Source organism: Methylobacterium soli (assembly GCF_008806385.1).
GTDB classification, from domain to species: Bacteria; Pseudomonadota; Alphaproteobacteria; order Rhizobiales; family Beijerinckiaceae; genus Methylobacterium; species Methylobacterium soli.
Map to the genome: position 1 here is coordinate 1 of NZ_VZZK01000015.1, position 22,945 is coordinate 22,945.

Annotated in this window: 24 protein-coding genes and 1 tRNA gene; 12 read left to right on the forward strand and 13 right to left on the reverse strand. The window is 70.9% G+C overall.

The annotated features are described in order from the left end of the window. Positions 1-263 precede the first annotated feature (263 nt). Together F6X53_RS15320 and F6X53_RS15325 are read right to left on the reverse strand one after the other, a co-directional pair. Positions 264-339, reverse strand: a tRNA-Lys gene (locus tag F6X53_RS15320). Positions 340-445: 106 nt separating this feature from the next. Beyond that, a complete protein-coding gene (locus tag F6X53_RS15325) occupies positions 446-2,047 on the reverse strand; it encodes a 2-isopropylmalate synthase (protein ID WP_151001081.1) in 1,602 nt (533 codons plus the stop codon). 597 nt (positions 2,048-2,644) lie between these two features. Between F6X53_RS15325 and F6X53_RS15330 the strand changes: the two genes are divergently transcribed. Next, positions 2,645-3,118, forward strand: coding sequence for an SRPBCC family protein (locus F6X53_RS15330; protein ID WP_151001082.1), 474 nt, complete (start codon positions 2,645-2,647; stop codon positions 3,116-3,118). Between the two features lie 302 nt (positions 3,119-3,420). Next, entirely contained in the window at positions 3,421-3,765 is a 345-nt protein-coding gene (locus tag F6X53_RS15335) for a hypothetical protein (RefSeq protein WP_151001083.1), read from the forward strand. A 10-nt stretch (positions 3,766-3,775) separates the two neighbouring features. Here the strand turns inward: F6X53_RS15335 and F6X53_RS15340 are convergent, their stop codons facing one another. The 3 genes from F6X53_RS15340 to pdxY form a co-directional block, all read right to left on the reverse strand. Continuing rightward, complete coding sequence (locus F6X53_RS15340) at positions 3,776-4,501, reverse strand: NUDIX hydrolase (RefSeq protein WP_244965577.1); 726 nt, start codon at positions 4,499-4,501, stop codon at positions 3,776-3,778. Beyond that, positions 4,494-5,429, reverse strand: coding sequence for a PhzF family phenazine biosynthesis protein (locus F6X53_RS15345; protein ID WP_151001085.1), 936 nt, complete (start codon positions 5,427-5,429; stop codon positions 4,494-4,496). Before F6X53_RS15345 ends, F6X53_RS15340 begins: the two co-directional genes overlap by 8 nt. Positions 5,430-5,582: 153 nt before the next feature. Further along, a complete protein-coding gene (pdxY, locus tag F6X53_RS15350; protein WP_151001086.1) occupies positions 5,583-6,431 on the reverse strand; it encodes a pyridoxal kinase PdxY in 849 nt (282 codons plus the stop codon). 176 nt (positions 6,432-6,607) lie between these two features. On the opposite strand from pdxY, the gene F6X53_RS15355 reads away from it, so the two are divergent. Then, positions 6,608-7,129, forward strand: coding sequence for a DedA family protein (locus F6X53_RS15355; RefSeq protein ID WP_151001087.1), 522 nt, complete (start codon positions 6,608-6,610; stop codon positions 7,127-7,129). Positions 7,130-7,171: 42 nt separating this feature from the next. Here F6X53_RS15355 and F6X53_RS15360 read toward each other — a convergent pair whose 3' ends face one another. After that, positions 7,172-7,768, reverse strand: a complete 597-nt coding sequence (locus tag F6X53_RS15360) for a DUF6985 domain-containing protein (protein ID WP_151001088.1) — start codon at positions 7,766-7,768, stop codon at positions 7,172-7,174. A 269-nt stretch (positions 7,769-8,037) separates the two neighbouring features. Here F6X53_RS15360 and F6X53_RS15365 point away from each other — a divergent pair, with 269 nt between their 5' ends. Then, complete coding sequence (locus tag F6X53_RS15365; protein ID WP_151001089.1) at positions 8,038-8,523, forward strand: MmcB family DNA repair protein; 486 nt, start codon at positions 8,038-8,040, stop codon at positions 8,521-8,523. 89 nt (positions 8,524-8,612) lie between these two features. On the opposite strand, the gene F6X53_RS15370 is transcribed toward F6X53_RS15365, so the two are convergent. The 3 genes from F6X53_RS15370 to F6X53_RS15380 all read right to left on the reverse strand — a co-directional run bounded on the left by F6X53_RS15370 (position 8,613) and on the right by F6X53_RS15380 (position 11,348). Next, a complete protein-coding gene (locus F6X53_RS15370) occupies positions 8,613-9,233 on the reverse strand; it encodes an alpha/beta hydrolase (RefSeq protein WP_151001090.1) in 621 nt (206 codons plus the stop codon). 17 nt (positions 9,234-9,250) lie between these two features. Further along, positions 9,251-10,180 carry a ring-cleaving dioxygenase gene (locus tag F6X53_RS15375; RefSeq protein ID WP_151001091.1) on the reverse strand — a complete coding sequence of 310 codons (930 nt, stop codon included), beginning with the start codon at positions 10,178-10,180 and terminating at the stop codon, positions 9,251-9,253. Between the two features lie 193 nt (positions 10,181-10,373). Beyond that, positions 10,374-11,348 carry a LysR family transcriptional regulator gene (locus F6X53_RS15380; RefSeq protein WP_306426578.1) on the reverse strand — a complete coding sequence of 325 codons (975 nt, stop codon included), beginning with the start codon at positions 11,346-11,348 and terminating at the stop codon, positions 10,374-10,376. A 61-nt stretch (positions 11,349-11,409) separates the two neighbouring features. Between F6X53_RS15380 and F6X53_RS15385 the strand changes: the two genes are divergently transcribed. After that, complete coding sequence (locus F6X53_RS15385) at positions 11,410-12,204, forward strand: SDR family NAD(P)-dependent oxidoreductase (protein WP_151001092.1); 795 nt, start codon at positions 11,410-11,412, stop codon at positions 12,202-12,204. Positions 12,205-12,243: 39 nt separating this feature from the next. Here the strand turns inward: F6X53_RS15385 and F6X53_RS15390 are convergent, their stop codons facing one another. Then, positions 12,244-13,113 (reverse strand): NAD(P)-dependent oxidoreductase, encoded by an 870-nt coding sequence (locus F6X53_RS15390; RefSeq protein ID WP_151001093.1) that lies wholly within the window; start codon positions 13,111-13,113, stop codon positions 12,244-12,246. Positions 13,114-13,140: 27 nt separating this feature from the next. Continuing rightward, positions 13,141-14,142 (reverse strand): alpha/beta fold hydrolase, encoded by a 1,002-nt coding sequence (locus F6X53_RS15395; RefSeq protein WP_151001094.1) that lies wholly within the window; start codon positions 14,140-14,142, stop codon positions 13,141-13,143. Positions 14,143-14,255: 113 nt separating this feature from the next. Between F6X53_RS15395 and F6X53_RS15400 the strand changes: the two genes are divergently transcribed. After that, a complete protein-coding gene (locus F6X53_RS15400) occupies positions 14,256-15,686 on the forward strand; it encodes an MFS transporter (RefSeq protein ID WP_151001095.1) in 1,431 nt (476 codons plus the stop codon). Positions 15,687-15,741: 55 nt separating this feature from the next. Next, positions 15,742-15,909, forward strand: a complete 168-nt coding sequence (locus tag F6X53_RS32400) for a hypothetical protein (RefSeq protein WP_191970850.1) — start codon at positions 15,742-15,744, stop codon at positions 15,907-15,909. Between the two features lie 501 nt (positions 15,910-16,410). On the opposite strand, the gene F6X53_RS15410 is transcribed toward F6X53_RS32400, so the two are convergent. Continuing rightward, positions 16,411-16,737, reverse strand: coding sequence for an SWIB/MDM2 domain-containing protein (locus F6X53_RS15410; RefSeq protein WP_150963798.1), 327 nt, complete (start codon positions 16,735-16,737; stop codon positions 16,411-16,413). Between the two features lie 477 nt (positions 16,738-17,214). Between F6X53_RS15410 and F6X53_RS33695 the strand changes: the two genes are divergently transcribed. From F6X53_RS33695 to F6X53_RS15420, 3 genes are all read left to right on the forward strand, one after another. Then, positions 17,215-17,340 carry a hypothetical protein gene (locus F6X53_RS33695; protein WP_280526030.1) on the forward strand — a complete coding sequence of 42 codons (126 nt, stop codon included), beginning with the start codon at positions 17,215-17,217 and terminating at the stop codon, positions 17,338-17,340. Positions 17,341-17,508: 168 nt separating this feature from the next. Beyond that, entirely contained in the window at positions 17,509-17,958 is a 450-nt protein-coding gene (locus tag F6X53_RS15415; protein WP_151001096.1) for a PRC-barrel domain-containing protein, read from the forward strand. Between the two features lie 821 nt (positions 17,959-18,779). Next, positions 18,780-19,754 carry a PAS domain-containing protein gene (locus F6X53_RS15420; RefSeq protein ID WP_191970851.1) on the forward strand — a complete coding sequence of 325 codons (975 nt, stop codon included), beginning with the start codon at positions 18,780-18,782 and terminating at the stop codon, positions 19,752-19,754. Positions 19,755-19,801: 47 nt separating this feature from the next. On the opposite strand, the gene F6X53_RS15425 is transcribed toward F6X53_RS15420, so the two are convergent. Next, positions 19,802-20,227: a hypothetical protein gene (locus F6X53_RS15425; protein WP_244965578.1), complete on the reverse strand. Its 426-nt coding sequence runs from the start codon at positions 20,225-20,227 to the stop codon at positions 19,802-19,804. Between the two features lie 460 nt (positions 20,228-20,687). Between F6X53_RS15425 and F6X53_RS15430 the strand changes: the two genes are divergently transcribed. Continuing rightward, a complete protein-coding gene (locus F6X53_RS15430) occupies positions 20,688-21,398 on the forward strand; it encodes a PRC-barrel domain-containing protein (RefSeq protein WP_425324693.1) in 711 nt (236 codons plus the stop codon). Continuing rightward, a complete protein-coding gene (locus F6X53_RS15435; RefSeq protein WP_151001098.1) occupies positions 21,395-22,759 on the forward strand; it encodes an MFS transporter in 1,365 nt (454 codons plus the stop codon). Before F6X53_RS15430 ends, F6X53_RS15435 begins: the two co-directional genes overlap by 4 nt. Positions 22,760-22,945: the final 186 nt, after the last annotated feature.

Here is a 22,945-nt window from a genome sequence, read left to right on the forward strand (position 1 = left end):
GCCTCGCGAGTTCATTCGTGCTCAGATCCAACCAGCCCCGTGTCCGGTTTGATGGGGGCAACTCCATTTTATGCCCAATCGATCTCAGCCGGTCGATCTGCCGATGAGGTACACGAGCTAGGTGGACCGCTCACAGCATAGCGCCATGAACCAGCTCGCCGCTAAGGCCGAACGATTTCGTGCGCTGTTACGTCAGTCGTTACTTCTAGACCGCGAGAGCGGTCTAGAATGCTACAAAACAGGAGCTATGTGCTTGAGATATTTGGTGGGCGCACTAGGGTTCGAACCTAGGACCCGCTGATTAAGAGTCAGCTGCTCTACCAACTGAGCTATGCGCCCTTATCGCTTTTCAGCGATCCGCCGCGGCCACCAAGTCCGTCGGCGAGGTGGGGGCTGATACCAAGGCGACCGGGGGCTGTCCACCCCCGGCCCGCGTTTTTTTGGCCTATTCCGCCGCGGCGTGCTGGGCGTGCAGGCGCACGGCCGTGGCCGAGAGCTTGTTGAGGGCCGAGAGATAGGCCTTGGCCGAGGCGACCAGGGTGTCCGGGTCGGCGCCGCGGGCCGTCATCGTGCGCTCGCCCGCCTTGAGGCGCACCGAGACCTCCGCCTGCGCGTCCGTGCCCTCGGTCACCGCGTGGACCTGGTAGAGCTCGAGCTCGGCCTCGTGCGGGACCAGGGCCTTGATGCAGTTGAAGACCGCGTCGACCGGCCCGTTGCCGTCCGCCTCCTCGGTCAGCGTGCGCCCGTCCATGGCGATCTTCATGGTGGCGCGCTGCGGCCCGCGGGTGCCCGCGATCACCGAGAGGGAGACGAGGCGGATGCGGTCATGGGCGGTGGCGAGGTTCTCGTCCACCAGCGCCTCGATATCCTCGTCGTAGACATGCTTCTTGCGGTCCGCGAGCGCCTTGAAGCGGTCGAACACGTCCTGGAACTGGTTGTCGGACAGGTGCAGGCCGAGTTCGTCGAGCTTCGTCCGGAAGGCGGCCCGGCCCGAATGCTTGCCCATGACGAGCGAGGTCTTGCTGACGCCGACCGAGGCCGGAGTCATGATCTCGTAGGTCTCGGTGTGCTTCAGCATCCCGTCCTGGTGGATGCCGCTCTCATGCGCGAAGGCGTTCCGGCCGACGATCGCTTTGTTGAACTGCACCGGAAAGTTCGTCGCGTGCGAGACCAGCTTCGAGGCGCGGGTCAGCATCGTCGATTCGATGCCGGTCTCGTAGGGCATCACGTCGCCGCGGGTGCGGATCGCCATGACGATCTCCTCGAGCGCCGCGTTGCCGGCCCGCTCGCCGATGCCGTTGATGGTGCATTCGACCTGGCGCGCCCCGCCCTCGACGCCCGCCAGCGAGTTCGCGATGGCGAGGCCGAGATCGTCGTGGCAATGCACCGAGAACACCGCCTTGTCGGAATTCGGCACGCGGGCGCGCACCTGCTCGAACATGGTGCGGTACTCGGCGGGCGTGGCGTAGCCCACCGTGTCGGGCAGGTTGATGGTGGTCGCGCCCGAGCGGATCGCCGCCTCGACGCAGCGGCAGAGATAGTCGATCGGCGTGCGGGTCGCGTCCATGGCCGACCATTCCACGTCCTCGACGAGGTCGCGGGCCTGGGCCACGGTCTTCAGGATGATCTCGACGACCTCGTCCTCGGTCTTGCGCATCTGGTGCGCGAGGTGGATCGGGGAGGTCGACACGAAGGTGTGGATGCGTCCGCGGCGCGCGTGCCGCACCGCCTCGCCGGCCCGGGCGATGTCGGCCGGGATCGCCCGGGCGAGCCCGGCGATCACGGCCCGCTTCGCCCGGCGGGCGATCTCCGCCACCGCCTCGAAATCGCCGTTCGAGGCGATCGGGAAGCCGGCCTCGATGATGTCCACCCCCATCATGTCGAGGAGTTCGGCCACCGCGAGCTTCTCGTCGAGGGTCATGGTCGCGCCGGGGCATTGCTCGCCGTCGCGCAGGGTGGTGTCGAAGATGAGGACCCGGTCCTTGGTGCCCCGTGACTGCGTATCCTGCGGCTGGCTGCCGGGCTGGGTCGTGGTCTGGCTGGTCATGGCGGTTGAGCTACCCTGTCGCGGCGCGCGCCCCGCGGATCGCGGTCGGCGGCACCCTGAAGCCTGTCTTCGTGGCGATGCGATCCCCTGAGAGCCCAGGCGCACGCGCCCGGACGGCCCTCAGGGGCGGGTAAGGAGAAGGCTGGCGAGGCGCGCGCGCGACCGCGACGCTGCCGGGGCAGCGTGGGCGGCGATGGGCGCGGAGCCGGCTCTGGCCAATGCTCGTCTCTCCTCGGAGGCAACGATCGGCAGTCACGAATCGGAGACGGCGGCGCGCGCGCCGGGTCCCGGACAGGGGACCGTACCTAGCCCTCGCGCGCCGGAAACACAAGGCGCCAACACGGCGCCCGACGCCGCCGCGACGCGACAAGTGACACAGCCAGAACGGGAATCGCGGCACGGACCGGCCGCGCGAGCCGGGTTCGATCCTGGGTCCCGGCTCCGGGAATTCGGCCCCGGGCGCGCATCTTCGGCCCCGCCTCAGGTCTTCTCCATTGCCGCGGCGGCGATCCCGCCTAGCTTTCGGACAGCCCCAGAAGTGGCCCGCGCCGGGGATCATCCCGGTGCCGCACAAGAAACCGGATGGAGACCCCCACCATGTCACGCATTCTGACCCTTGCCGGCCTCGCCCTGCTCGCCGGCACGGCGCCGGGCCTCGCCCTCGACGTACAGAAATCCCTCGAGGTCGCCGCGCCCCCGGCCAAGGTGTGGCAGACCATCGGGGATTTCTGCGGCATCGGCACCTGGCATCCGGCGGTCGAGAAATGCACGCCCTCCGAGAAGGACGGCAAGAAGATCCGCACGCTCGCCCTCAAGGGCGGCGGCACCCTGGTGGAGGAGCAGGTCACCCGCGACGACAAGGTGATGTCCTACACCTACACGATCCTGGAGGGCCCGCTCCCCGTCAGCGACTACAAGTCGACGATCGCAGTGGCGCCCGAGGGCAGCGGCTCGAAGGTGACGTGGGAGGGCACGTTCAACGCCAAGGGCGCGCCGGACACCGTGGCGAAGGACGCCATCGAGGGCATCTACACCTCCGGCCTGAAGGCGATCGCGGACAAGGCCAGGTAAGCAGCTTGGCCAAGTAAGCGGCCTGGCCAAGTAAGCGGCCTGGCCAAGTAAGCGGCCTGACTAAGTAAGCGGCTTGGCCAAGTAAAAGGACCCGGCCAAGTAAAGAGCCCGGACCGGCGAGAGGCCCGGACGAGTTCCGAGGCGCGGGCCCGATCAGGGGCGGCGCGGAACCGCCGCGGGGCATCCCGCGGCGGCGGTTGACCGGCCGGCGGCGGAGCGGCAAGAACCCGGCGGCGCCGAGCTTTGCCGTGCGTGCTCCGGCGCCGAGCCGCGCCGTATCCACGCCGCGCCGTGAACCCGGGATGCCTCCCTTGAGACCACAACGCCTGAGCCTCGCCCTCGCCGCCCTCCTGTACGCCGGCCTCCTCGGGGCCTGCCAGCCGAAGGCCGCCGCCCCGCCGGTGGCGACGGCCGCGGCGACGCCCCCCGCCATCGCGCCGCTGCCCCAGGGCGCGGGCTGCGGCCCCGCCATCGCCCGGACCCAGGCCGTGGTCGACAGCGACGTCGCCACCGGCAACCTGAACCAGCCCGTGGGCGCCCGCTTCAGCGCCGACCTCGCCCGCGCCTCCACGGCCTGCGCCGCCGGCCGCGAGGGCGAGGCGCTGCACCTGCTGGCCGCCGCCAAGTCCCGCTACGGCTACCCGTGAGCCGGCCGCGCTACAGGGCGGCCGGCGCGAACGCCTCCGCCAGGTAGGCGCGCACGAAGCCGGGCATACGCGCCGGGTCGAGATCGCGCGGGGTCCGGGCGACGACGATGCGGGCGAGCTCCGGCTCGGCCTCCCGGCTCCGGTGGGCCTCCATCCGGGCCCGGAGCGCCTCCGCCGCCTCCGGGAAGGCGACCGGGCGCAGGAAGGCGAGCTGCCCCTCGCCCTCCAGCAGCATCCACGCCTCCGGCGCGCCCTCGGGGAGCCGAAGGCCCGTCTCCTCGCGCAGTTCCCGGGCGGCGCTCCCGGCGAGGTCGACCTGCGCGCCGCGAACATCGTCCCGGTCGGGGGTGCCGCAGGGAAAGTAGATCTGCCCGGCATTGGCGGTGTGGAGGCCCATCTCGCCGAGCAGAACCGCCCCGTCGCGGGCACGCGGCACGATCGCCGCGAAGGCGTTGGCGACGGGACCGATCGGGGAGCCGGCATCCCGGAAGGCGATGAAGCGCGAATAGGTCGTCTCGAAGAAGCGGGCCTCGCAGGCGCCGTCGTCGAGGGCGAGGCCGCAGGCGAGGAGCACCGGCCCGTCGAACAGGCCCGGCCGCTCGGCCAGCCGCCGCGCCCAGTTCTCGGCGATGACCTCGGCATTCGCCTCAGCCCAGTCCCAGCGGTGGGAAACGAGGCGGGCCGAGAGGCGATGGAGCGGATGGAGCGTGAAGCCGGCCGCGCGACTCTCAGGCAACGAGATGGCCCTCGCTGACGAGGACGGCCTCGCCCCCGATCTCGACCGAGCGCAGGGCGCCTTCCGCGATCACGAGTTGCAGGGCGATCTCGCTCGGGCGCCCCATGGCGAGGCCCTGCCGGATCACGACGTCGTGCTCGCCGTTGCCGAGCGGCGCGAATTGCATCAGCACCCCCGCGAAGGCCGCGGCCGCCGAGCCGGTGGCCGGGTCCTCGGGCACGCCGAGATGGGGCGCGAACATCCGGGCCTGGTAGCGGGGCCCGAGGCCCTCCGGGTCGGGGGTGTAGAGGTAGAGCGGACCGAGCTCGCCGACCTCTCCGCCGGATCCTGCGCCGAGGGCCGCGAGGCCGGCCGGATCGATCCGCGCCGCGTCGAGGCGGTCGCGGGAGGCCACCGGCACGAAGGTGAACGCGACGCCGGCCCCGTGCCGGCTCGGGACGTGGAGCCCCGCTCCGATATCCTCCGGCGCGAGCGAGAGGGCGGCCGCGAGGGCGGCGGGATCGGGGCCCTCCCCCAGGAAGGTCGGCAGGGCCGGGATCTTGAAGCGGGCACGCCCCCGCCCGGCCCCGGCCTCGACCACGCAGGGCACGATGCCGATCTGTTCCTCGAGGCCGAACGCGAGGGCGTCGGCCCGGGCCGCGCCGTCCGCGCGGTCCTGGTCCTGCAGCCCCAGGAGCACGGCCGTGCCGACGGTCGGGTGCCCGGCGAAGGGCAGCTCGCGGGCGGGGGTGAAGATGCGCAGGGCGGCCCGGTGGCGCGGCTCGGCGGGAGGCCGCACGAACACCGTCTCGGACAGGTTGAATTCCCGGGCGATGCGCTGCATCGCGGCCCCGTCGAGGCCCTCGCTGTCGAGGACCACCGCCAGCGGGTTGCCGGCATAGGGCTCATCGGTGAACACGTCGAGGGTGGCGAAGCGGCGTCGGGTCATCGGGGCAAAACACCTTCGGGGCGGGAAGGATGCGGGCGGCTCGGCGGGCGCCGGCGCGCCGCGCGGCTCAAGCTGTCGGCTGGGCGGACGATTCGCAATGGCGGCCGCCGAGGGGCGGCCCTGCGAATCTCCCCGCCTCCCGCGGCCCGGCCCTCACACCGCCTCGACCGGGAAGGTCTCGCTCGGGGCGACGAACTCGTCCTGGGCGGCGACCGTCAGGATCTCCCGGGAGCCGGCCTCGGCGGTGCGGCGCAGGAGGCCGTAGACGGAGGCCGCCGCCATGCCGAGTGCCAGGGCCGCCGAGCCGGTGCGGGCGTAGTGGACGAAGAACAGGGCCGCGATGGCATCCCCCGCCCCGTTGACGTCGAGGGCGAGGCGCGGCGTGCGCACGCACCAGTACCCGCCCCCCTCCCCTGCCAGGAGGTCGATGAAACCCGCGGGCGTCGCGTCGGTGATGAGCGAGGTGACGAGCACCACCCGGGGCCCCAGCGCCTGCAGGGCCGCCACCGCGCGCTTGGCCTCGTCGAGGGTGGCGGTCGGCAGGCCCGTCAGGACGTCGAGCTCGAACTGGTTCGGCGTCACGATGTCGGCGGCGGGCACCGCCTGGTCGCGCATGAAGTCCGGGATGCCGGGGCGCACGTAGACGCCGCGGTCGGTGTCGCCCATCACGGGGTCGCAGGCATAGAGCGCCCGCGGGTTCGCGTCGCGCACCGCCCGGACCGCCCCGAGGATCGCCGTGCCGATATCGGCCGAGCCCATATAGCCCGAGAGCACGCCGTCGCATTGGCCGAGCACGCCGCGCTCGCCGATGCCGAGGACCAGTTCCTCGATCGCCGGCCCGTCGAAGACCCGGCCGCGCCAGGCGCCGTAGCCGGTATGGTTCGAGAACTGCACCGTGTGGATCGGCCAGACCTCGACGCCGAGACGCTGCATCGGGAACACCGCCGAGGCGTTCCCGACATGCCCGTAGGCGACATGGGACTGGATCGACAGAACCTTCACGGCGGCCTTCCTCTCGCGACGCGGACCGGAGCCCGCCTGTTAGCGCCGTTCCGGGCCGCGCGCATCCCGAAGCGGGGTCGCGCCGTTAGGGTTGCGCTTGCGGGGCGAGGCCAAGCCCGGCACAGAGGCCGCCATCCACCCGCCGCGGGCGCGGCGACGGCGTGCCGAGGATCTCCATGGATTTCGACGCCCTGCGCACCACGATCCTCGGCTTCGTCGAGAACCACAAGACCTGGACGCCCCTGATCGCCGGGGGGCTCGCCTTCTGCGAGTCGCTCGCCTTCCTGTCGCTCCTCGTACCCGCCACCGTGATCCTGCTCGGCATCGGCGCCCTGGTGGGGGCGGCCGACATCCCGTTCTGGCCCGTCGTGCTCGCCGCCGCTCTCGGCGCAGCGCTCGGCGACTGGATCTCCTACGAGTTCGGCCACTACTACAAGGACGGCGCCAAGCGGATGTGGCCGATGCGGCGCTACCCCGAGATGGTGGCCAAGGGCGAGGCCTTCCTGCACCGCTGGGGCGCGGCGGCGGTGGCCATCGGGCGCTTCTTCGGGCCTGCCCGGGCGGTGGTGCCGCTGATCGCCGGCATGTTCGGGGTCGACCGCCTGCCCTTCCAGATCGCCAACATCCTGTCGGCCCTGGTCTGGGCCTTCGTGCTGCTGGCCCCCGGCGCCGGCCTCCTCACGTATTTCCAGGGTTAGCGCGCTCTCCGCCGGACCGGTTCGGCCTGGGCGCGCGCAGCCTCAGCGCCGCCGCCTGGCCGGCGCGACCGGGCGGCAGGAGAGGAAGAAGGCGTGGCGCCCTTGCGCGGCGGCCTCCGCCACCGGCCGCGAGAGCACCGCCTCCGCGGTGTCGACGCCGAGCACCTCGCTCGTTCGGAGCAGCACCCCGAGGCCGTGCTCCGGATCCCACGGGCAGGCGAAGGCGATGCCCAGGAGCGCGGCGTGGCCGCCCTGCGGCCCGGGATCGTGGACCCGCACCCGCAGCGGCACCAGCGCCGGCCCGATCTCGTCCGGCTCCGGCAGCAGGATCGTCTCGTCGCCCTCGACCAGGCCGAGCACGTCGCCGATGCGCGGCATCGCCAGCGCCACCGCGGCCACGATCGCCCGGCCGACGGCATCCTGCTCCGCGGCAAGCCCCGCCAGCGCCGCGATCCCGGCCGCCGTGAAGGCCACCCCGTTCTCGGGGCGGCCGAGCCGGAGCCAGCCGGGCTCCGCATCCCGGGCCGCGCCGAACAGCCCCGCCCAGGAGGACAGGCCGATCTCGAGATCGTCGCCGGCGTAGCGAAGGCGCTTCCTGAGCGCGGCCGGCAGGGTGGCGACGCCGGGCTCGGCTTCCATGACCCTCCCCGAATCGGACGCTCCCGGAACCGTCGGCGGCCGTTCGATCGGCCTATAGCATCGCTTGCCCGACGCATCACGCCGCGCCGCACACGGCGCGTTCGGCCGACATGCACGGTTCATGCGGATTTCTGCATCTTCGTGCATGATTTGTTCCGCGTCCGTGCGGTGCCGGTGCCGCAGGTGACAAGGCGGGAGCGAACTGGTTCGATAGCACCCGTCCCGATTCGGGACGCCGCCATCCCCTGCCCGATCAGCTGATTCCGCCCGTGTCCGCAGCGCTCTCCCTCGCGATTCTCCCTCCCGACCGCCGCCAATCGCCGACGGCCGCCAGCGTGCAGCGCGGCGTGCGCAGGCTTTTCGCCGATCTTGGGCACGTCACGATCCCGGAATTCTCGCTGGCGAACGGACGCCGCGCCGATGTGATTGCGCTCTCTGCTTGCGGGAAACTGACCATCGTCGAGATCAAGTCGAGCGTTGCCGATTTCCGAGCCGACAAGAAGTGGCCGGATTATCGCGATTACTGCGATCGCTTCTACTTCGCCATTCCCGAAAACCTGCCCGAGAGCCTGATCCCGGAGGAGGCCGGCCTCATCGTGGCCGATGCCTTCGGGGGCGCGATCCTGCGGGACCCCGCCGACCACCCCCTCAGCGGCGCCCGCCGCAAGGCCGTCACCCTGCGCTTCGCCCACAGCGCCGCCAGCCTGCTCCACACGCTGGCCGACCCGGGCGCCATCCGCGAAGGCGTGCTCTGAGGACCGGCTCCGCGGCAGCGAAGCCGGTCCCAAGCCATTGATGAAACTCAGCTTATCGACCAACCAGGAGGCTGCGCCCCGTCCCGGGATCAGGCCGCATGCGCGGCGATCCAATCGCGCGCCAGAGTGAGATCCCCCTGGCTCAGGCCGTGCCCGGTCGGCAGCGACCGGTGCTCGACCCGGGCACCGGCCCGCTCCAGCTGCGCGGCGAGCCGCCCGGAATTCTCCCCCGGCACGATCGGATCGAGCGAGCCTGACAGGATCAGGACCGGCTTGCCCGCCAGATCGGCGCCGGGGGGCTCGGCCAGCGGCACCATCGCGCGGATCAGGATGGCGCCGGCCAGCACCTCCGGCCGCAGCTGCAGCAGCGCGGCCGCGATGTTGGCGCCGTTCGAGAAGCCGACCGCGATGGGCGCCGCAAGCCCGTAGGCGGTACGCGATTCTTCAATGAAATCCGCGAGTTCTCCGGTGCGACGCCGCAAATCCGCCTCGTCGAACACGCCCTCGGACAGGCGCCTGAAGAACCGCGGCATGCCGTTCTCCAGGACCGGGCCGCGCGGCGACAGCAGCGCCGCGCCGGGCGCCAGCGCCCGCCCGAGGGGGATCAGGTCGTTCTCGTCCCCGCCGGTCCCGTGCAGGAGCAGGAGCGGGGGCCGCCCCGGGCCGGAGGCCGGCTCGAAGCGGTGATGGAAGGCGAGCGTGGTCGTCATGACAGTTCTCCCTCGTCTCAAGCGACCTTCGGCAGGACGGCCTCGATCTCCGCCCGGTGCGGTTCGAGGAAGGCCGGCAGCTTCAGCGCCTCGCCCAAGGCCGTGACGGGTTCGTCGACGGCAAAGCCCGGCACGTCGGTGGCGATCTCGAACAGCACGCCGCCCGGCTCGCGGAAGTAGACCGAGCGGAAGTAGTTGCGGTCGCGCTGCTCGGTGACCGCCAATCCGTGCTCTTGGGTGAGCTTGCGGACCATCTCGGCCTGCGCCGCATCGTCCGCCGCCCGGAAGGCGATATGATGCACCGAGCCGGCGCCCTGGCGGCCCCGCAGGAAGTCGCCCACCGCCCGCAGCGTCACGGATCCACCGAGATCACTGCCGCTGCGGAAGCGCGTCTGCGCGCCCTCGCGGCCGACCTCCCGGAAGCCGAGCACCTCGGTCAGGATCGCTGCCGTCGGGCCCGCCTCGCGCAACAGGAGGGTGACGCCGTGGAAGCCCCGGACCGCATGCTCGGCCGGAACATCGCTGCCCGTCCAGGCCGGCTCGGTCTCCGCGCCGTCCGTCCCCACGAGGGCGAGCGCCATCCCGTCCGGATCGCGGAAGGGCAGCACCGTCTCGCCGAAGACCTGAGCGGGTGCCTCGTGCGCTACGCCCTGCGCAATGAAGCGATGCGTCCAGTAGCCGATGGCCGCGCGCGGCACGCGGAACGCGGTTTCCTGCGTCTCGCCGATCCCGGCTCGGCCCGGCGCGGCATGCTCCCAGGGAAAGAAGGTCAGGATGGTGCCGGGCCGGCCCGTCTCATCGCCGTAATAGAGATGGTAGGTCCCCGGATCGTCGAAATTGACGGTCTTCTTGACGAGCCTCAGGCCGAGCACGCGGGTGTAGAAATCGACGTTGCGCAGGGCTGCGCCGGAGAAGGCCGTGACATGGTGGAGGCCGCTCTCGGACATGGTGATTGTCTCCCGTGGACCCGGTGGTGGGTCGTTGGATGCAATCTGGTCCTTGTCGGCTGGTGAGAAAATAGAAACTATGGAAACGCATTGGTTCCAAGTTTGCGCCGGTCAGAGGCTCGCGAGCATCGCAGCCTGTCCGGATCGGAGACGCGGCTCCCGATCCCGGAGCGGTGAAGACCGACCGCTGAGATCAGGCGCGGATCGAGACAGCCTGTGCGAGGAAATCGACGAAGCAGCGAATGCGCAGGGCCAGCCGCTCATCCCCCGCAAAGAGCGCGTGGATCTCCTCGGTGTCGCCCGGGCTGAAAGCCTCGAGGATCGGAACGAGTCGACCAGCCTCCACATCTTCGGCCACATGATAATGGGCGAGCCGCGCGATCCCCGCGCCGCCCAGCGCCATCCGGCGCACCACCTCCCCTGAATTCCCGAAGAAATAGCCCTGAACGGGGCGCTGCACCACGGCGTCGCCGATGCGAAAGGGCCAGGTGTCGAGGGAGCGCCGAAAGCTGAAATTCAGGCAATTGTGCCGCTGAAGGACATCCGGGTGCTCGGGCACTCTGTTGAGGCGCAGATACGCCGCGCTCGCGACCACGATCATGCGGCTGCGACCGAGGCGCTTTGCACGAAGGCGGGTGTCGCGCAGCGGCCCGATCCGGATGGCCACGTCCGCGCGTGCCTCGATCAGGTCGATGACATCGTCGGTCAGCGAAAGCTCCACGGTCAGCAGCGGATAGGTCGCCAGGAAGGTCGGCAGCACGGGCAGGATCGCCGTCAAGCCGAACGGCACCGAAGCATTCACCCGAAGCCGCCCACTCGGCTCGGCGGCATCCCGGTTAAGGCTGGTCTCCATCGCGTCGAGTTCGGCCAGGAGGTCGGTCGCGCGCAGCAGGTAGGTTTCCCCTTCGTTCGTCAGACGAAGCGAGCGGGTGGTGCGCTCGATCAAACGCGCCCCGAGACGGGCCTCGATCCGCCCAACCGCACGGCTCACCGCGGACGGCGTCTGGCGCAAAGCCTTGCCGGCTGCCGCGAAACTGCCGCGGCGTGCGACTTGGACAAAGGCCTCCATCTCGCCGAGCCGATTGTCCATGTCCCGCTCCATTCGTGCATTGAATTCACGATGATCGTGCAGGCTCGCCGTCTTTTCAGCAATCGCGGAGGTGGGCATCTCTCCCGGAGCGTGATCGGCGGGCGCCTTCGCCCGCTGCCTTCCCCGGAGGAATCCCCCCATGGATCTGAAACTCAAGAATAGAACCGCGCTGGTGACCGGCTCGACGGCCGGGATCGGACTGGAGATCGCCCGAAAGCTTGCCGTCGAGGGCGCATCGGTCGTGATGGCAGGGCGCTCCCGGGCGAAGCTCGATCAGGCCGTCGCGTCGATCTCGGCGGAGGTCGGTGCCGGGATCGTACGGGGCGTGACCGCCGATGCCGCAACGGCCGAAGGTGCCGAGACCTTGGCTCGCGAGGTCCCGCAGGTGGACGTGCTGGTCAACAATCTCGGCATCTACGAGTCAAAGCCGTTTGCAGAGATCACGGACGCGGATTGGCACGGGCTGTTCGAGACCAATGTGGTCAGCGGCGCACGCCTCGCCCAACGCTACTTCCAGCCGATGCTCGATCGGAACTGGGGGCGGATCATCTTCGTGTCGAGCGAGTCGGGCCTCGTGGTGCCCCCGGACATGATCCACTACGCGGTCACGAAATCGGCTCAGCTCACCATCGCGCGGGGCCTCGCACAGCTCACCAAGGGCACCGGCGTGACGGTGAACTCGGTGCTGCCGGGGCCGACCCGCTCGGAGGGCATCGTCGAGTTCCTCAGAAGCGTAGCCTCCGATCCCGAGGCCGCACCGGACGTGCTCGAAGCGGAGTTCTTCCGCCTTCATCGCCCCCTGTCGCTGATCCAGCGCATGATCGAGCCGGAGGAGATCGCCGCTCTCGTCGCCTATCTGGCGAGCCCCCTCTCCGCAGCCACGAACGGCGCGGCCCTGCGGGTCGAGGGCGGCATCGTGCCGACGATCGCGTAGACGATCGCCGGCCTCAAGCGCTCCCGGCACGCCCTGGGTTCATGCCCGGCCGCTGCGCCGGGATGCCACGCGGGCCAAGGCGGCGAGGTCCTTGTCGCCGTCGCCATGCGCCATCGCGTCGATCAGGTTGTCGCGCAGGACGCTGGCGAAGGGCATCGGCACGCCGACCGCATCGGCCGCCGCCAGGGCGAGGCGCACATCCTTGGCTCCGAGCTTCAGATTGAAGCCCGGCGGCTCGTAGCGGTTGGCCGCGATCGAGGCGCCGTAGCCCTTGTAGACGGGTGAGGCGAACAGCGTGTTGGTGAGAAGATCGAGGAGGTCGGCGCCCGCGACACCGTGCGCTTCCGCGAAGGCCGCGGCCTCGCCCATGGCTTCGATGGCCGAGACCAGCATGAAGTTGCCGGCGAGTTTCACCGCATTCGCACGCTGCGGCTCGTCTCCGAAGCGCCAGGTCTTGGTGCCCATCGCATCGAGGAGGGGCGCGGCGCGATCGATCAGCGTGGCCTCGCCCGCCGCCACGATGTTGAGCGCGCCCGCCTCAGCCACGTCCGGACGACCGAAGACCGGGGCGGCGATGTAGGGGATGCCGGCCCGCCCATGGATCGCCGCGAGTTCCGCCGCGAGAGCGACCGAGATCGTGCTCATGCTGAGATGCAGGCCAGGACGCTCCGGGGAGTCGAGGAGGCCGCCCTCGACGATCACGGCGCGCAGGGCCGCATCGTCGGCCAGCATCGTGATGGCCGCATCGCCCCGGAAGGCGTCCGCCGCGCTCGCGACCGGCACCGCCCCCGTGAGCGCCTTCGCGGCCTCGGGCGAGCGGTTCCAGACCCGGACCGTATGGCCGGCCCGGATCAGGCTAGCGGCCATGCCCCGGCCCATGCGCCCGAGGCCGATGAATCCCACATCCATGCGTGAACTCCTCGAAAATCGTTGAGGTCAGTGACTGTTGAGGAAATCGAGCGTCAGCTCGTTGAAGCGCTCGGTCGCCTCCATGTGGACGAGGTGCCCGACGCCCTCGATCACCTCGGCGCGCCCCTCGGCCATCTGCGCGGCAAGCGCACGGGCATGGGCCGCATTCTGGCCCATCCCGGCCTGCAGCGCCGGCGGCGCGAAGGGCTTGCCCGGCGCGTTGTGGTCGTTGGCGCCCATGATGAAGAGCGTCGGGACCCGCACCAGGGGGATCTCATGCACCACCGGCTGGCCCCAGATCGCCTGATAGGAATTCACGAAGGATTGGAGCCAGCGGGGATACTCGCCCGAGCCCTTCACCCGCTCGCGGACCTCCACGAAGGGCTCGATCGCCGCGGCCGGCAGGGAGAGCGCGTAGCTCGTCATGAGCTGGCGCCGGTAGGCGTCGGCCGTCAGGTCGCCCTCGCGCTTCAGCAGGGTCTCGTTGGAGACCGGCGGCACGGCGAAGCGATAATCCTCGAGACCGATCGGGGCTTCGAGGACGAGGCTGTTGACACGGTCCGGGGCGTTGCGGGCGAGGCGGATGGCGAGCATGCCGCCCATGGAATGGGCGACGACTTCGACGCGGGGCAGGCCGAGCGCGTCGAGGAGGGCCACGGTGTCGGCGGCCATCCGGTCGAAGGTGAAGGGGCCGACGGGCTTCGAGGATTTGCCGAACCCAAGCTGGTCGGGCACCACCACGCGGTAGCCCGCCTGGGCCAGCGCGACGATCACGGGCTGCCAGTAGCTCGCCGGAAAGTTACGTCCGTGCAACAGGATGGCGGCCCGCCCGTTGGGGGTGCCGGTCGGCGCGACGTCCATGTAGGCGAGGCGCTGGGCCTCGTTGTCCCGGGTGAGCGGGAGGAAGCGCACGGGATACGGATAGGCGAAGCCCTCGAGCCCGATTCCGAGAGGCGCGGGCTCCTGCGCGCGCGCCGCGAGGGGGGCGATGGCGAGCCCGAAGGCGAGGATCCAGCTGGAACACTTCATGAACGATTCCGCACATAAGCCTTGAACACATCCGTGCACGCGGGGTCACATAGGGCGCGCGCGGTCCTGCCGCGCAGGGGTCGTCGGCAAACAGCACCGGGAGCACGCGAGGGATGACCGGAACCGCGGGGCCGGCACAGAGCCAGGGACCGGGCGGCCACGGCGCCGCCCCGGCCGCGGGGACGCCAGCCGACGGCCTGCCGCCGCGGGAGCGGATGCTGGCGCTGCTGGCCATCGGGCTGGCCATCACCATGGCGATCCTCGACGGGGCGATCGTCAACGTCGCCCTGCCGGTGATGGCCAAGGACCTCGCGGTGAGCCCGGGGGCGGCGATCTTCGTGGTCAACGGCTACCAGATCGCCGTGACGGCGGCCCTGCTGCCGCTCGCCACCCTCGGCGACATCCTGGGCTACCGGCGGGTCTATCTCGGGGGGCTCGGGGTCTTCACCCTCGCCTCGGTCGCCTGCGCGCTCTCGCCGAGCCTCGACCTGCTGATCGCGGCGCGGCTGGCCCAGGGGCTCGGGGCGGCCGGCATCATGAGCGTGAACATCGCGCTGGTGCGCTTCATCTATCCCCACCGGATGATCGGGCGGGGCGTCGGCAACGTCGCCCTCGTGGTCGCCATCGCGTCGGCGGCGGGCCCGACGGTGGCGGCCGCGATCCTGACGGTGGCGACCTGGCCCTGGCTGTTCCTCGTCAACCTGCCGGTCGGGCTGCTCGCGCTGCTCGTGGGCTCGCGCACCCTCCCGGCGACGCCCCGCAGCGGAGCCCGCTTCGATGCCCTGAGCGCGGGGCTCAACGCCCTGACCTTCGGCCTATTGATCATCGGCATCGACGGGGTCGGCACCGCCGGAGGGCGCGGGCTGGCGCTCGCCGAGATCGCCGGAGCCGTCGTGGTGGGGGCGGTGTTCGTCTGGTACCAGCTCCGGCTGCCGAACCCGCTGCTCCCCGTCGATCTCCTGCGGATCCCCGCCTTCGCCCTCTCGATGGCGACCTCGATCGCGTCCTTCGCGAGCCAGATGATGGCCTACATCGCCCTGCCCTTCTACTTCCAGGACGTGCTCCACCTCTCGGAGACGCAGACGGGCTTCCTGCTGACGCCCTGGCCGCTCGCCATCGCCGCGATGGCGCCGATCTCGGGGCGCCTCGCCGACCGCTACGCGCCGGGGCTCCTCGGCGGCATCGGCCTCGCCGCGATGGCGGCGGGCCTTGCCGGGATGGCGCTGCTGCCGGCGGAGCCCTCGACCCTCGACATCATCTGGCGCCTGACCCTGTGCGGCCTAGGCTTCGGCCTGTTCCAGTCGCCCAACAACAAGGTGATCATCACGAGCGCGCCGCGCGAGCGCAGCGGCGGCGCGAGCGGCATGCAATCCACCGCCCGGCTCACCGGCCAGTCCCTCGGCGCCGCCCTGGTCGCCGTCCTGTTCGGGCTCACCCACGGATCGGGCGCAGGCCAACCCATCGCCCTCTCGCTCTGGTGCGCGGTGGCGCTTGCCGGAACCGGCGCGCTGGCCAGCGTGCTGCGGCGCCAGCCGGGCGGCTGACAAGGTCCGGTGATCGCCGCGCCGCGAGCCGTGCTGACGCGACCTCCGCGAACAGGTGCCGCTCGGAGCGGGCTTCTTCCTCGTCGGCGGCATGCCGTGGCTGGACTGCGGCGTCGCGGTGCGGGTCGCGGCCCGCGTGATCGGGCATTGGGCGGTGGGCCACGCAACGCATCGGCGCGGGCCGCAGGGTTGGGCGGTCGATGGCGTCGCGGTGCAGGGCTAGGACCTGCCGGCGGCGGCGCTGGTCACATTCGGCGAGGCCTCGCACGCACTATGCGTGGCCGCGATCGGCGCGGCTGGGGGTGGAGCGCGGGCACGCCGATCCGGGCTGGTGAGTGCTCGTGGCGCCGCGGAGAGCGGGGCTCGTCGGGAACCTGCGGGAGCCGCAGCACGTGGTCCCCCGGGACGGATTGCGCCGGCCAGGAAGCCAGGATGAGGCCGGTCCGCGCGCCCGATGCCGGGGTCGCCTTCGGGGCGGAATGGGTCGGAGGGACGCCCGTCGAACTTCCGACCCGCGCTCGGGCCGTTTTCCGGCCTCACGCCTCGGCCGAGGGTCAGGCAGGCGAGGGGCTGTTCGAACGAGGCGAGGCGGCCTCGGCCGCCCCGTCAAGGTGCTCCGGCGGGAGAACCCGGCATGAGAACCCGGCATGAGCGCTCGGCTTGAGCGCTCACCGGCGCCGCGCTGCCCCGCCGCGCGAGCGGGGTCGGGGCGCGTCGGTCGGTCTCAGGACTTCAGGTGGGCCGCGAGATGCTTGTTCATCTCGAACATGGTGCACTTGTCCTTGCCGAAGACCTTCTTGAGCTTGTCGTCGGCCAGGATCTCGCGCTTGTTCGCCGGGTTCTGAAGGTTGTGCTTCTTGATGTAGTCCCACACCTTGCTGACCACTTCGCCGCGCGGCAGCGGGCTGGTGCCCACGATGGCGCCGAGCTCGGCCGAAGGCTTCAGGGGCTGCTGCAGGGCGTTCGGCTTGGCAGCGCCACCCTCGGCCTTCGCCTTCGGGGCAGCCTTCGCCTTCGGGGCGGCCTTGGTCTCCGTCGTCTTGGTTGCCATGATTTCCTCCGGTGCTCGCGATTTGGAACGCGGACGCGTGGCGGCTCCGCAGGACGGAGCGCATAGCTGCAACAACTAAGCGGTGCCGCGAGCGTTCCAAGGGGAAACTGTCGTTGTCCCCGCTCTCATCCACAGGTCTGGTGGGCTCTGATCGGTTTCCAGCGCGATCCAGCGCGCCGAGCACCGGCTCAAAACCGCCGATGACTTGCCCGAACCGCGATACTACTTCCAACCGGCCCCGGCCCGGAGCGCCCCGGGGCCCCCGAAGAAAAGCGTTCCGGCGCAGCGTGTTAGCGGAGCCCCCCTTGGAGCCGCGCCGAGGCGGCGGCCCGGCGGGGCGGGGCGCGCCGGGGGGACGGACCCGCCCGGGGACGCGCCGGGGGACGCGCCGGGCAAGGCGCAGAATGGCCCGATCGCGGACGAAGGAATTTTCGCGCGCGAAACCTCCGCTTAAGGGTCGGGCGCCAATGTGCGCGCATGTTCATCACCGCCGCAGCCCTCGCGCTCTGCTCCGCCTGCGCCCTCCTGCTTGGGCTCGGCGCCGCCATCGGGGCGGAGGCGCGCGGCCTCGACGCGCCGGCCCGGGACGCCGGCCTCGTCTGACGCGTCACGATCGGCGTTCGCCGGCGCCGGACCGCCAAGGTCGCCCCGGAACCCGCTCCCGCGCCGACGCTTACCTTCGCTCACGCGCCCGTCCGGGCGCACGGCCTGCCGGGCCGCAGGGCCTGGCGCCCCGGGCCGTCTCGGCCCTTCGAGCGATGCGAGAGCGATATGCCCACGGACCTCCCGAACGATTTGCCCAACGAGCGCAACCTCCGGGCCCCCGGCTCGATGGAACTCGACCCCTCCGGCGAGGGCGTGGCCATCGACGAGACCCGGCGCCTGATCGCCTCGAACAAGGTCGAGGGCACCGCCGTCTACAATCGGCAGGGCGAGCATCTCGGCGCCGTCCACAATTTCATGGTCGACAAGGTCTCGGGCCAAGTGGCCTACGCGGTGCTGGCCTTTGGGGGCTTTCTCGGCCTCGGCGAGAACCACCACCCGCTGCCCTGGCGGGCCTTGACCTACAGCGTCGCGCTCGGCGGCTACGTGGTCGATCTCGACCAGGATACCCTGGCGGGCGCCCCGAACCACGGGCCCGGCGAGGATGCCTTCGCGGATCCGAGCTATGGCGGGCGCCTCGACGATTACTACGGCGGCCGCCTCGTGCCGACCGCCTGAACCGTCGCGGGGCCAGGCCGATCATCCGGCGGTGAGCGCCGGCTGAAGCGGCCCCTCGCCGCGCGGGGATCCGGTTCCCCGCAGCCAGCACGTTCCGAACATGCGCGCCGCGCGACCGCAGGGTCTGCGCGGCGCGGTCCGTTCCGGCCGGGCCCCGGCGCGCGGGCGGCAGACAGACCGGCGGGCCCGGCAACGCTCCAGGCCGGCGGCGCCTCGCCGAACCGTGCCTCGCATCGCGGCATGCCCAGGCTCCGGCTGCCCTGCAACTGCGCACTTTTGCTCCTACGAATACTTTATCAATCAGTGGTTGCGATGCCATTTGAAGAATAAACCATTGGTAATGGTTTCAACTTCTTGATCACGTTTCCGCGATTTTTTTAAATGGCGCAACATATGATAATCAAACCCGAATAGATGGGAGGATCTTGCTTGAGGAGGTAGTCTCTACCTGTATTGTCCGGCCACGCTTGGCCCTAAAGAGTACATAGGATCAACTAGATGGCAAAATATGATCTTTCTGAACGCTCATTTTCTCAAATGATCTAAAATTGCTCATCCGCAGTACGGCCTGCGGAAAGCTTCCATGCGAGACGCCGGCCGAGGGAGAGCGGCGTCGTGGCCGATGCGGGCATCGCCCGGGATTCGGCGCGCATGGCCTCGCGGCGATCGGCGTCGAGCCATCGGTCGGCGCGAAATCTCAGATCGGAGGCAAATCTTCGGTCGAAAAGAAACTGGACGGACCGGTCTTTGAGAAAAAGCTGCGAACAAACATGACGTACAATGTTCCAAACCTTGCCTTCTCGTCGCGCGAGTTCTTGCGCATGATCGAGTCGTTCGGCATCTCCGGCAATTGGGGCTGGCATTTCTCGCGCAACGAGTACGTCTGGTCGTCCGGATTGTACAAGATCTTCGGCCTCGACGACGGCGCGATCCAGCCGGATTACGAGCTGTTCCGCAGTATGGTCCATCCGGAGGACCGGATGAAGCTCGAGGATGCGGGCCAGATCCTCAATGAGGGCATTCTCGGAAGCCACAGCTTCCGCATCATTCGTCCGGATGGGACGATGCGGATGGTCCTGAGCCGCGGGGATGTCTACTTCACCCCCGACGGAGCCCCGGCGGGCGCGGCGGGCGTCATCCTCGACATCACGAACCAGCAGCGCGCGGCCCTCGCGGTCCGGGCGCATAACGACCGGCAGCGGGCGGTGTTCGAGCACGGCATGATCGTGCCCTGGGTCTGGGCGAGCGACGGGCAGGCCCTGCACGCCCCGGGCTGGTGCGAGTTGACCGGGCTCGCGCCGGAGGATCTCCAGCGCAACTGGTACGCCCCGATCGAGGACCGGGAGGCGGTCCTGCGAAAGCTCGCGGAGGCCCGCGAGCGGGGGAAGGGCTACTCGCTCGAGTTCAACGCCAAGGTGGCGAGCGGCGCCCGGGTCGGCTTCCGGGTCCTGATGGTGCCGGTCTCCGCCGGGGCCAGCCCGATCCGGGAATGGACCGGCCTGACCTTTCCGGCGACCTCGGCCGCGTTGGAGCCGCAGCGCGAAGCCCTCGCCTCGGGCAACGAGGACCAGGTGCGCGGGTTGCACCTGCGGGCCGCGCGCGGCCTCCTCGACTGGACCTTCTCGGACCTCGCCCAGGCCAGCAAGCTCTCGCTCTCGACCATCCGGCGCCTGGAGGAGGATGCGGACGGGCCCCTGGCGCGCAGCCGCCACGCGGCCGTCCACGCGCTGCGCCAGGCCGGCGTCGCCTTCACGATCGTCGAGGGGGCCACCCTGGCGGTCGCCAAGGTGGCCTGAGCGACGCGCCGGATCGCCCGGCCGCGTCGTTTAGTACGGGAGCTCGCTCAGAACTTGCCGCCCACGCCGACGCCGCCGCTGGCGCTGAGCGAGGGGGCGAGGCCGCCGGACGAGGAGCCGGCCGCGGCTGCCCCCTCGATCTCCTCGCGCTGGATGCGGCGCGGGCCCGCCTCCGCCGCGCGGGCCTCGCCGCGGGCGTTCTTCGGCAGGTCGAGGCGCCGGGTGGGCGCCGTCTGCAGGGGCTGCCCGTCGGGATCGGTCGTGGCGGTGCGCACCTCACGGTTCGACAGGCTGCCGCGCAGGGAGGGCGGCGGCCCGAGATCGGAGGCCGGCATCACGCCGCCGCCGCCGCCGAAGGCCTGACAGCCGCCGAGCGCGGCCGTTGCCAGGAGGGCGAGCAGGCCGGACCGCACCAGCCCGGACGGGCGCGCCTTCAACCGGGAGGCGGCGGGCGGATGATCAGCCTGAGACATGAAAGCCGCCTGAGACATGGGAGCCGCCTGAGACATGGGAGCAGAAGTAGACATCGTGGCCTTGATCGACATGGGGGCCTGATCCTCTCCGTGGCCGTGTCTGACGTCACGGCTCGTTTTATCATTCGGCGCCTCTCTACGACGAGGCTTAGGCGAAAACCAGTCACGCCCCGGCCAGGACCGGGCGGCCATGCACCGATTCGCGCGGGCTGGGCGATCCGCGCAGGCTCTCGGGCGGGCTTGGACGGACGCGGGAGGCGGGGATGGCGAGCCCGCCTCTGGACAGGGCGCTCCCGCGCGGCCACCCTCCCGCCCGGATCCGGCCGCATCCGCGCGATTCCGGATCCATAACTTCGCCTTGGTCCACGCGCACAAGGGTCACGTCCGTCCGCCTCGGAACCCACCGGAACGGCCGCGGTTGTGCCCCGGAGCCGGCGCGACACTTCATCGAGGAACCCGCGTGTTCAGAACCGTCCGGATGATCGCGACCACGACGATCACCCTGTGGGCCGCCGCCGCCGCCGCCGACAACGCTCCCTCGGCCCCCGCCGGCTCCGAGGCCCCGCCGGGGGCCGCCGCACCGGCCCAGCCCGTCGCACCCCCGCCGGCAGCAGCGCCGCAGGCCGTGCCGACAGCGCCGCAGGCCGTGCCTCAGCAAGCCGCGCCCCAGCCCGCGCCGGGCGCGAGTCCCGCACCCGTCCAGACGCAGGGCACCCCCGCGACCGTTCTCGACACGCAGGATTACGAGAGCGTGCTCGGAAAGGGCGTGCGCAGCGCCAATGGCGACGAGCTCGGCCGCATCATCGACGTGATCATCGACAAGGACGGGCGCCCGCGCGCCGCCATCATCGATTTCGGCGGCTTCCTCGGCGTCGGCTCGCGCAAGATCGCGGTGGATTGGCGCTCCCTGCGCTTCACCACCGACGGCAAGCCCGGCCGCCTCGTGCTGCAGCTGAGCCGCAACCAGGTCCGCGTCTCCCCCGAATACAAGGCCGGCGAGCCGATCGTGGTCCTGGGCCCGGCAAGCCCCGCCGCGCCGGACGCCCCCGACCAGGCCGCCGCGCCGCCCGCCGCCGCGCCGGCGGCCGCGCCCATCCCGGCCCCGACCTCGGCGCCTTCGCCCGCCCCCGCGACGGTGGACAAGCCCCCCGAGAAGGCGCCCGATAAATGACGGCGCCGAGACCCAAGGAGCGGCGCGCCGTGTCCCCGCGCGAGCGTGCCGCGCCGCGCCTGGAGCACCGCACGCGCCCGTCGCGGCTGAGCGACACGAATCCGGAGGCCACGGAGGCCGCGCCCGACGTGAGTCCCCAGCCGCCCCCCGACGTGCCGACGATCTCGCGGGCGAGCCGCCGGGGGCTCGATGCCTTCGCGTTCTTCGTGGCGAACCTCCAGACCGGGTTCGGGCCGTTCCTGGCGGTCTACTTCACCCAGGCCAAGTGGACCCAATCCGATATCGGCTTCGCCCTCACGGTGGGCAGCCTCGTCAGCCTGCTCGGCCAGGTGCCGGGCGGCGCCTTCGTGGACGCGGTGCGCTCGAAGCGCTTCGCGGCGGGCGTCGCCGTGGCGGCGATCTCGGGCAGCGCCTTCGCGCTCGCGGTCTGGCCGAACTTCCTCATCGTGCTCCTGGCCATGGCGGCCCATTCGGCGGCGAGCTGCGTGCTGACGCCCGCCATCGCGGCGATCAGCATCGGCCTCGTCGGGCATGCCCGGGCCGGCGAGCGCCTCGGCCGCAACGCGAGCTTCCAGGCGCTGGGCAACGCGCTGGCGGCCGCCGGCATGGGCGCCTGCGGCTACTATCTCTCGAACGACGCGGTGTTCTACCTGACGGCGGCCCTGGTGGTGCCGACCCTGATGGCGCTCTCCTCGATCCGCCCCGGCGAGATCCGGGAGGTGAGCGCGCCGTCATTGGACCCGGCGGGGGCCGCCCCCTCCGGCGGCTCGGGCCTGCGGGCGCTCGCGACGAACCGGGCGCTCCTGTGCTTTGCGGCCTGCATGGTCCTGTTCTTCCTGGCGAACGCGGCCCTGCTCCCCCTCGTCGGCAGCGTGCTGACTTTGCGGGCCAGCGAGACCGCCACGGCCCTCATCGCCGCCTGCATCATGGTGCCTCAGGGGGTGCTGGCGGTCTGCGCCCCCGCCTTCGGCCGGGCCGCCGAGCGTTGGGGCCGGCGCCCGATGCTGCTCGTCGGCTTCGCGGCCCTGCCGATCCGGGCGCTGCTCTTCGCCTATACCGACAGCCCGACGCTCCTCGTGGCGATCCAGGTCTTCGACGGCATCTCGGCGGCGGTGCTCGGCGTGATGGTGCCCCTCGTGGTCTCGGACGTGACCCGCAGCACCGGCCGCTTCAACCTCGCCCTCGGGGCGGTGGGCACTGCCATGGGCATCGGGGCGGCGCTCTCCACCTCGCTCGCCGGCCTCATGGCCGACCGCCTCGGCAGCCACACCGCCTTCCTGGGCCTCGCATTGGTGGGCCTCGCCGCCTTCGGTCTCCTTGCCCTGATCATGCCGGAAACCCGGCGCCGCGCGGGCGCTTGATACCGGACGGAGGCGATTTTCGGCCGCCGCGGCACCGAAATCGCATCCCGCTCAACTGGCGTTCAGCTTCGATGGATAAAAGCGATCCGAAGGGGCGGGCCCTTGCAACGTATGGTGACGCTTTCGCGTTGCCGCCTCAGGGATCACGTTTTCGCATGCGTGCAAGCGCGTCCCTCTTCGCCCGTC

What these genes read in the sequence shown, in the direction of transcription:
- F6X53_RS15335 (WP_151001083.1), top strand. Translation starts at nt 3,421, where the DNA reads ATGCCTCCCTTGAGACCACAACGCCTGAGCCTCGCCCTCGCCGCCCTC.
- F6X53_RS15415 (WP_151001096.1), top strand. Translation starts at nt 17,509, where the DNA reads ATGCCCACGGACCTCCCGAACGATTTGCCCAACGAGCGCAACCTCCGG.
- F6X53_RS15425 (WP_244965578.1), bottom strand. Translation starts at nt 20,227, where the DNA reads ATGTCTCAGGCTGATCATCCGCCCGCCGCCTCCCGGTTGAAGGCGCGC.
- F6X53_RS15345 (WP_151001085.1), bottom strand. Translation starts at nt 5,429, where the DNA reads ATGACCCGACGCCGCTTCGCCACCCTCGACGTGTTCACCGATGAGCCC.
- F6X53_RS15380 (WP_306426578.1), bottom strand. Translation starts at nt 11,348, where the DNA reads ATGCCCACCTCCGCGATTGCTGAAAAGACGGCGAGCCTGCACGATCAT.
- F6X53_RS15370 (WP_151001090.1), bottom strand. Translation starts at nt 9,233, where the DNA reads ATGACGACCACGCTCGCCTTCCATCACCGCTTCGAGCCGGCCTCCGGC.
- F6X53_RS15400 (WP_151001095.1), top strand. Translation starts at nt 14,256, where the DNA reads ATGACCGGAACCGCGGGGCCGGCACAGAGCCAGGGACCGGGCGGCCAC.
- F6X53_RS15435 (WP_151001098.1), top strand. Translation starts at nt 21,395, where the DNA reads ATGACGGCGCCGAGACCCAAGGAGCGGCGCGCCGTGTCCCCGCGCGAG.
- F6X53_RS15395 (WP_151001094.1), bottom strand. Translation starts at nt 14,142, where the DNA reads ATGAAGTGTTCCAGCTGGATCCTCGCCTTCGGGCTCGCCATCGCCCCC.
- F6X53_RS15330 (WP_151001082.1), top strand. Translation starts at nt 2,645, where the DNA reads ATGTCACGCATTCTGACCCTTGCCGGCCTCGCCCTGCTCGCCGGCACG.
- F6X53_RS33695 (WP_280526030.1), top strand. Translation starts at nt 17,215, where the DNA reads ATGTTCATCACCGCCGCAGCCCTCGCGCTCTGCTCCGCCTGCGCCCTC.
- F6X53_RS15390 (WP_151001093.1), bottom strand. Translation starts at nt 13,113, where the DNA reads ATGGATGTGGGATTCATCGGCCTCGGGCGCATGGGCCGGGGCATGGCC.
- F6X53_RS15360 (WP_151001088.1), bottom strand. Translation starts at nt 7,768, where the DNA reads ATGGAAGCCGAGCCCGGCGTCGCCACCCTGCCGGCCGCGCTCAGGAAG.
- F6X53_RS15420 (WP_191970851.1), top strand. Translation starts at nt 18,780, where the DNA reads ATGATCGAGTCGTTCGGCATCTCCGGCAATTGGGGCTGGCATTTCTCG.
- F6X53_RS15410 (WP_150963798.1), bottom strand. Translation starts at nt 16,737, where the DNA reads ATGGCAACCAAGACGACGGAGACCAAGGCCGCCCCGAAGGCGAAGGCT.
- F6X53_RS15385 (WP_151001092.1), top strand. Translation starts at nt 11,410, where the DNA reads ATGGATCTGAAACTCAAGAATAGAACCGCGCTGGTGACCGGCTCGACG.
- F6X53_RS15355 (WP_151001087.1), top strand. Translation starts at nt 6,608, where the DNA reads ATGGATTTCGACGCCCTGCGCACCACGATCCTCGGCTTCGTCGAGAAC.
- F6X53_RS15325 (WP_151001081.1), bottom strand. Translation starts at nt 2,047, where the DNA reads ATGACCAGCCAGACCACGACCCAGCCCGGCAGCCAGCCGCAGGATACG.
- F6X53_RS15375 (WP_151001091.1), bottom strand. Translation starts at nt 10,180, where the DNA reads ATGTCCGAGAGCGGCCTCCACCATGTCACGGCCTTCTCCGGCGCAGCC.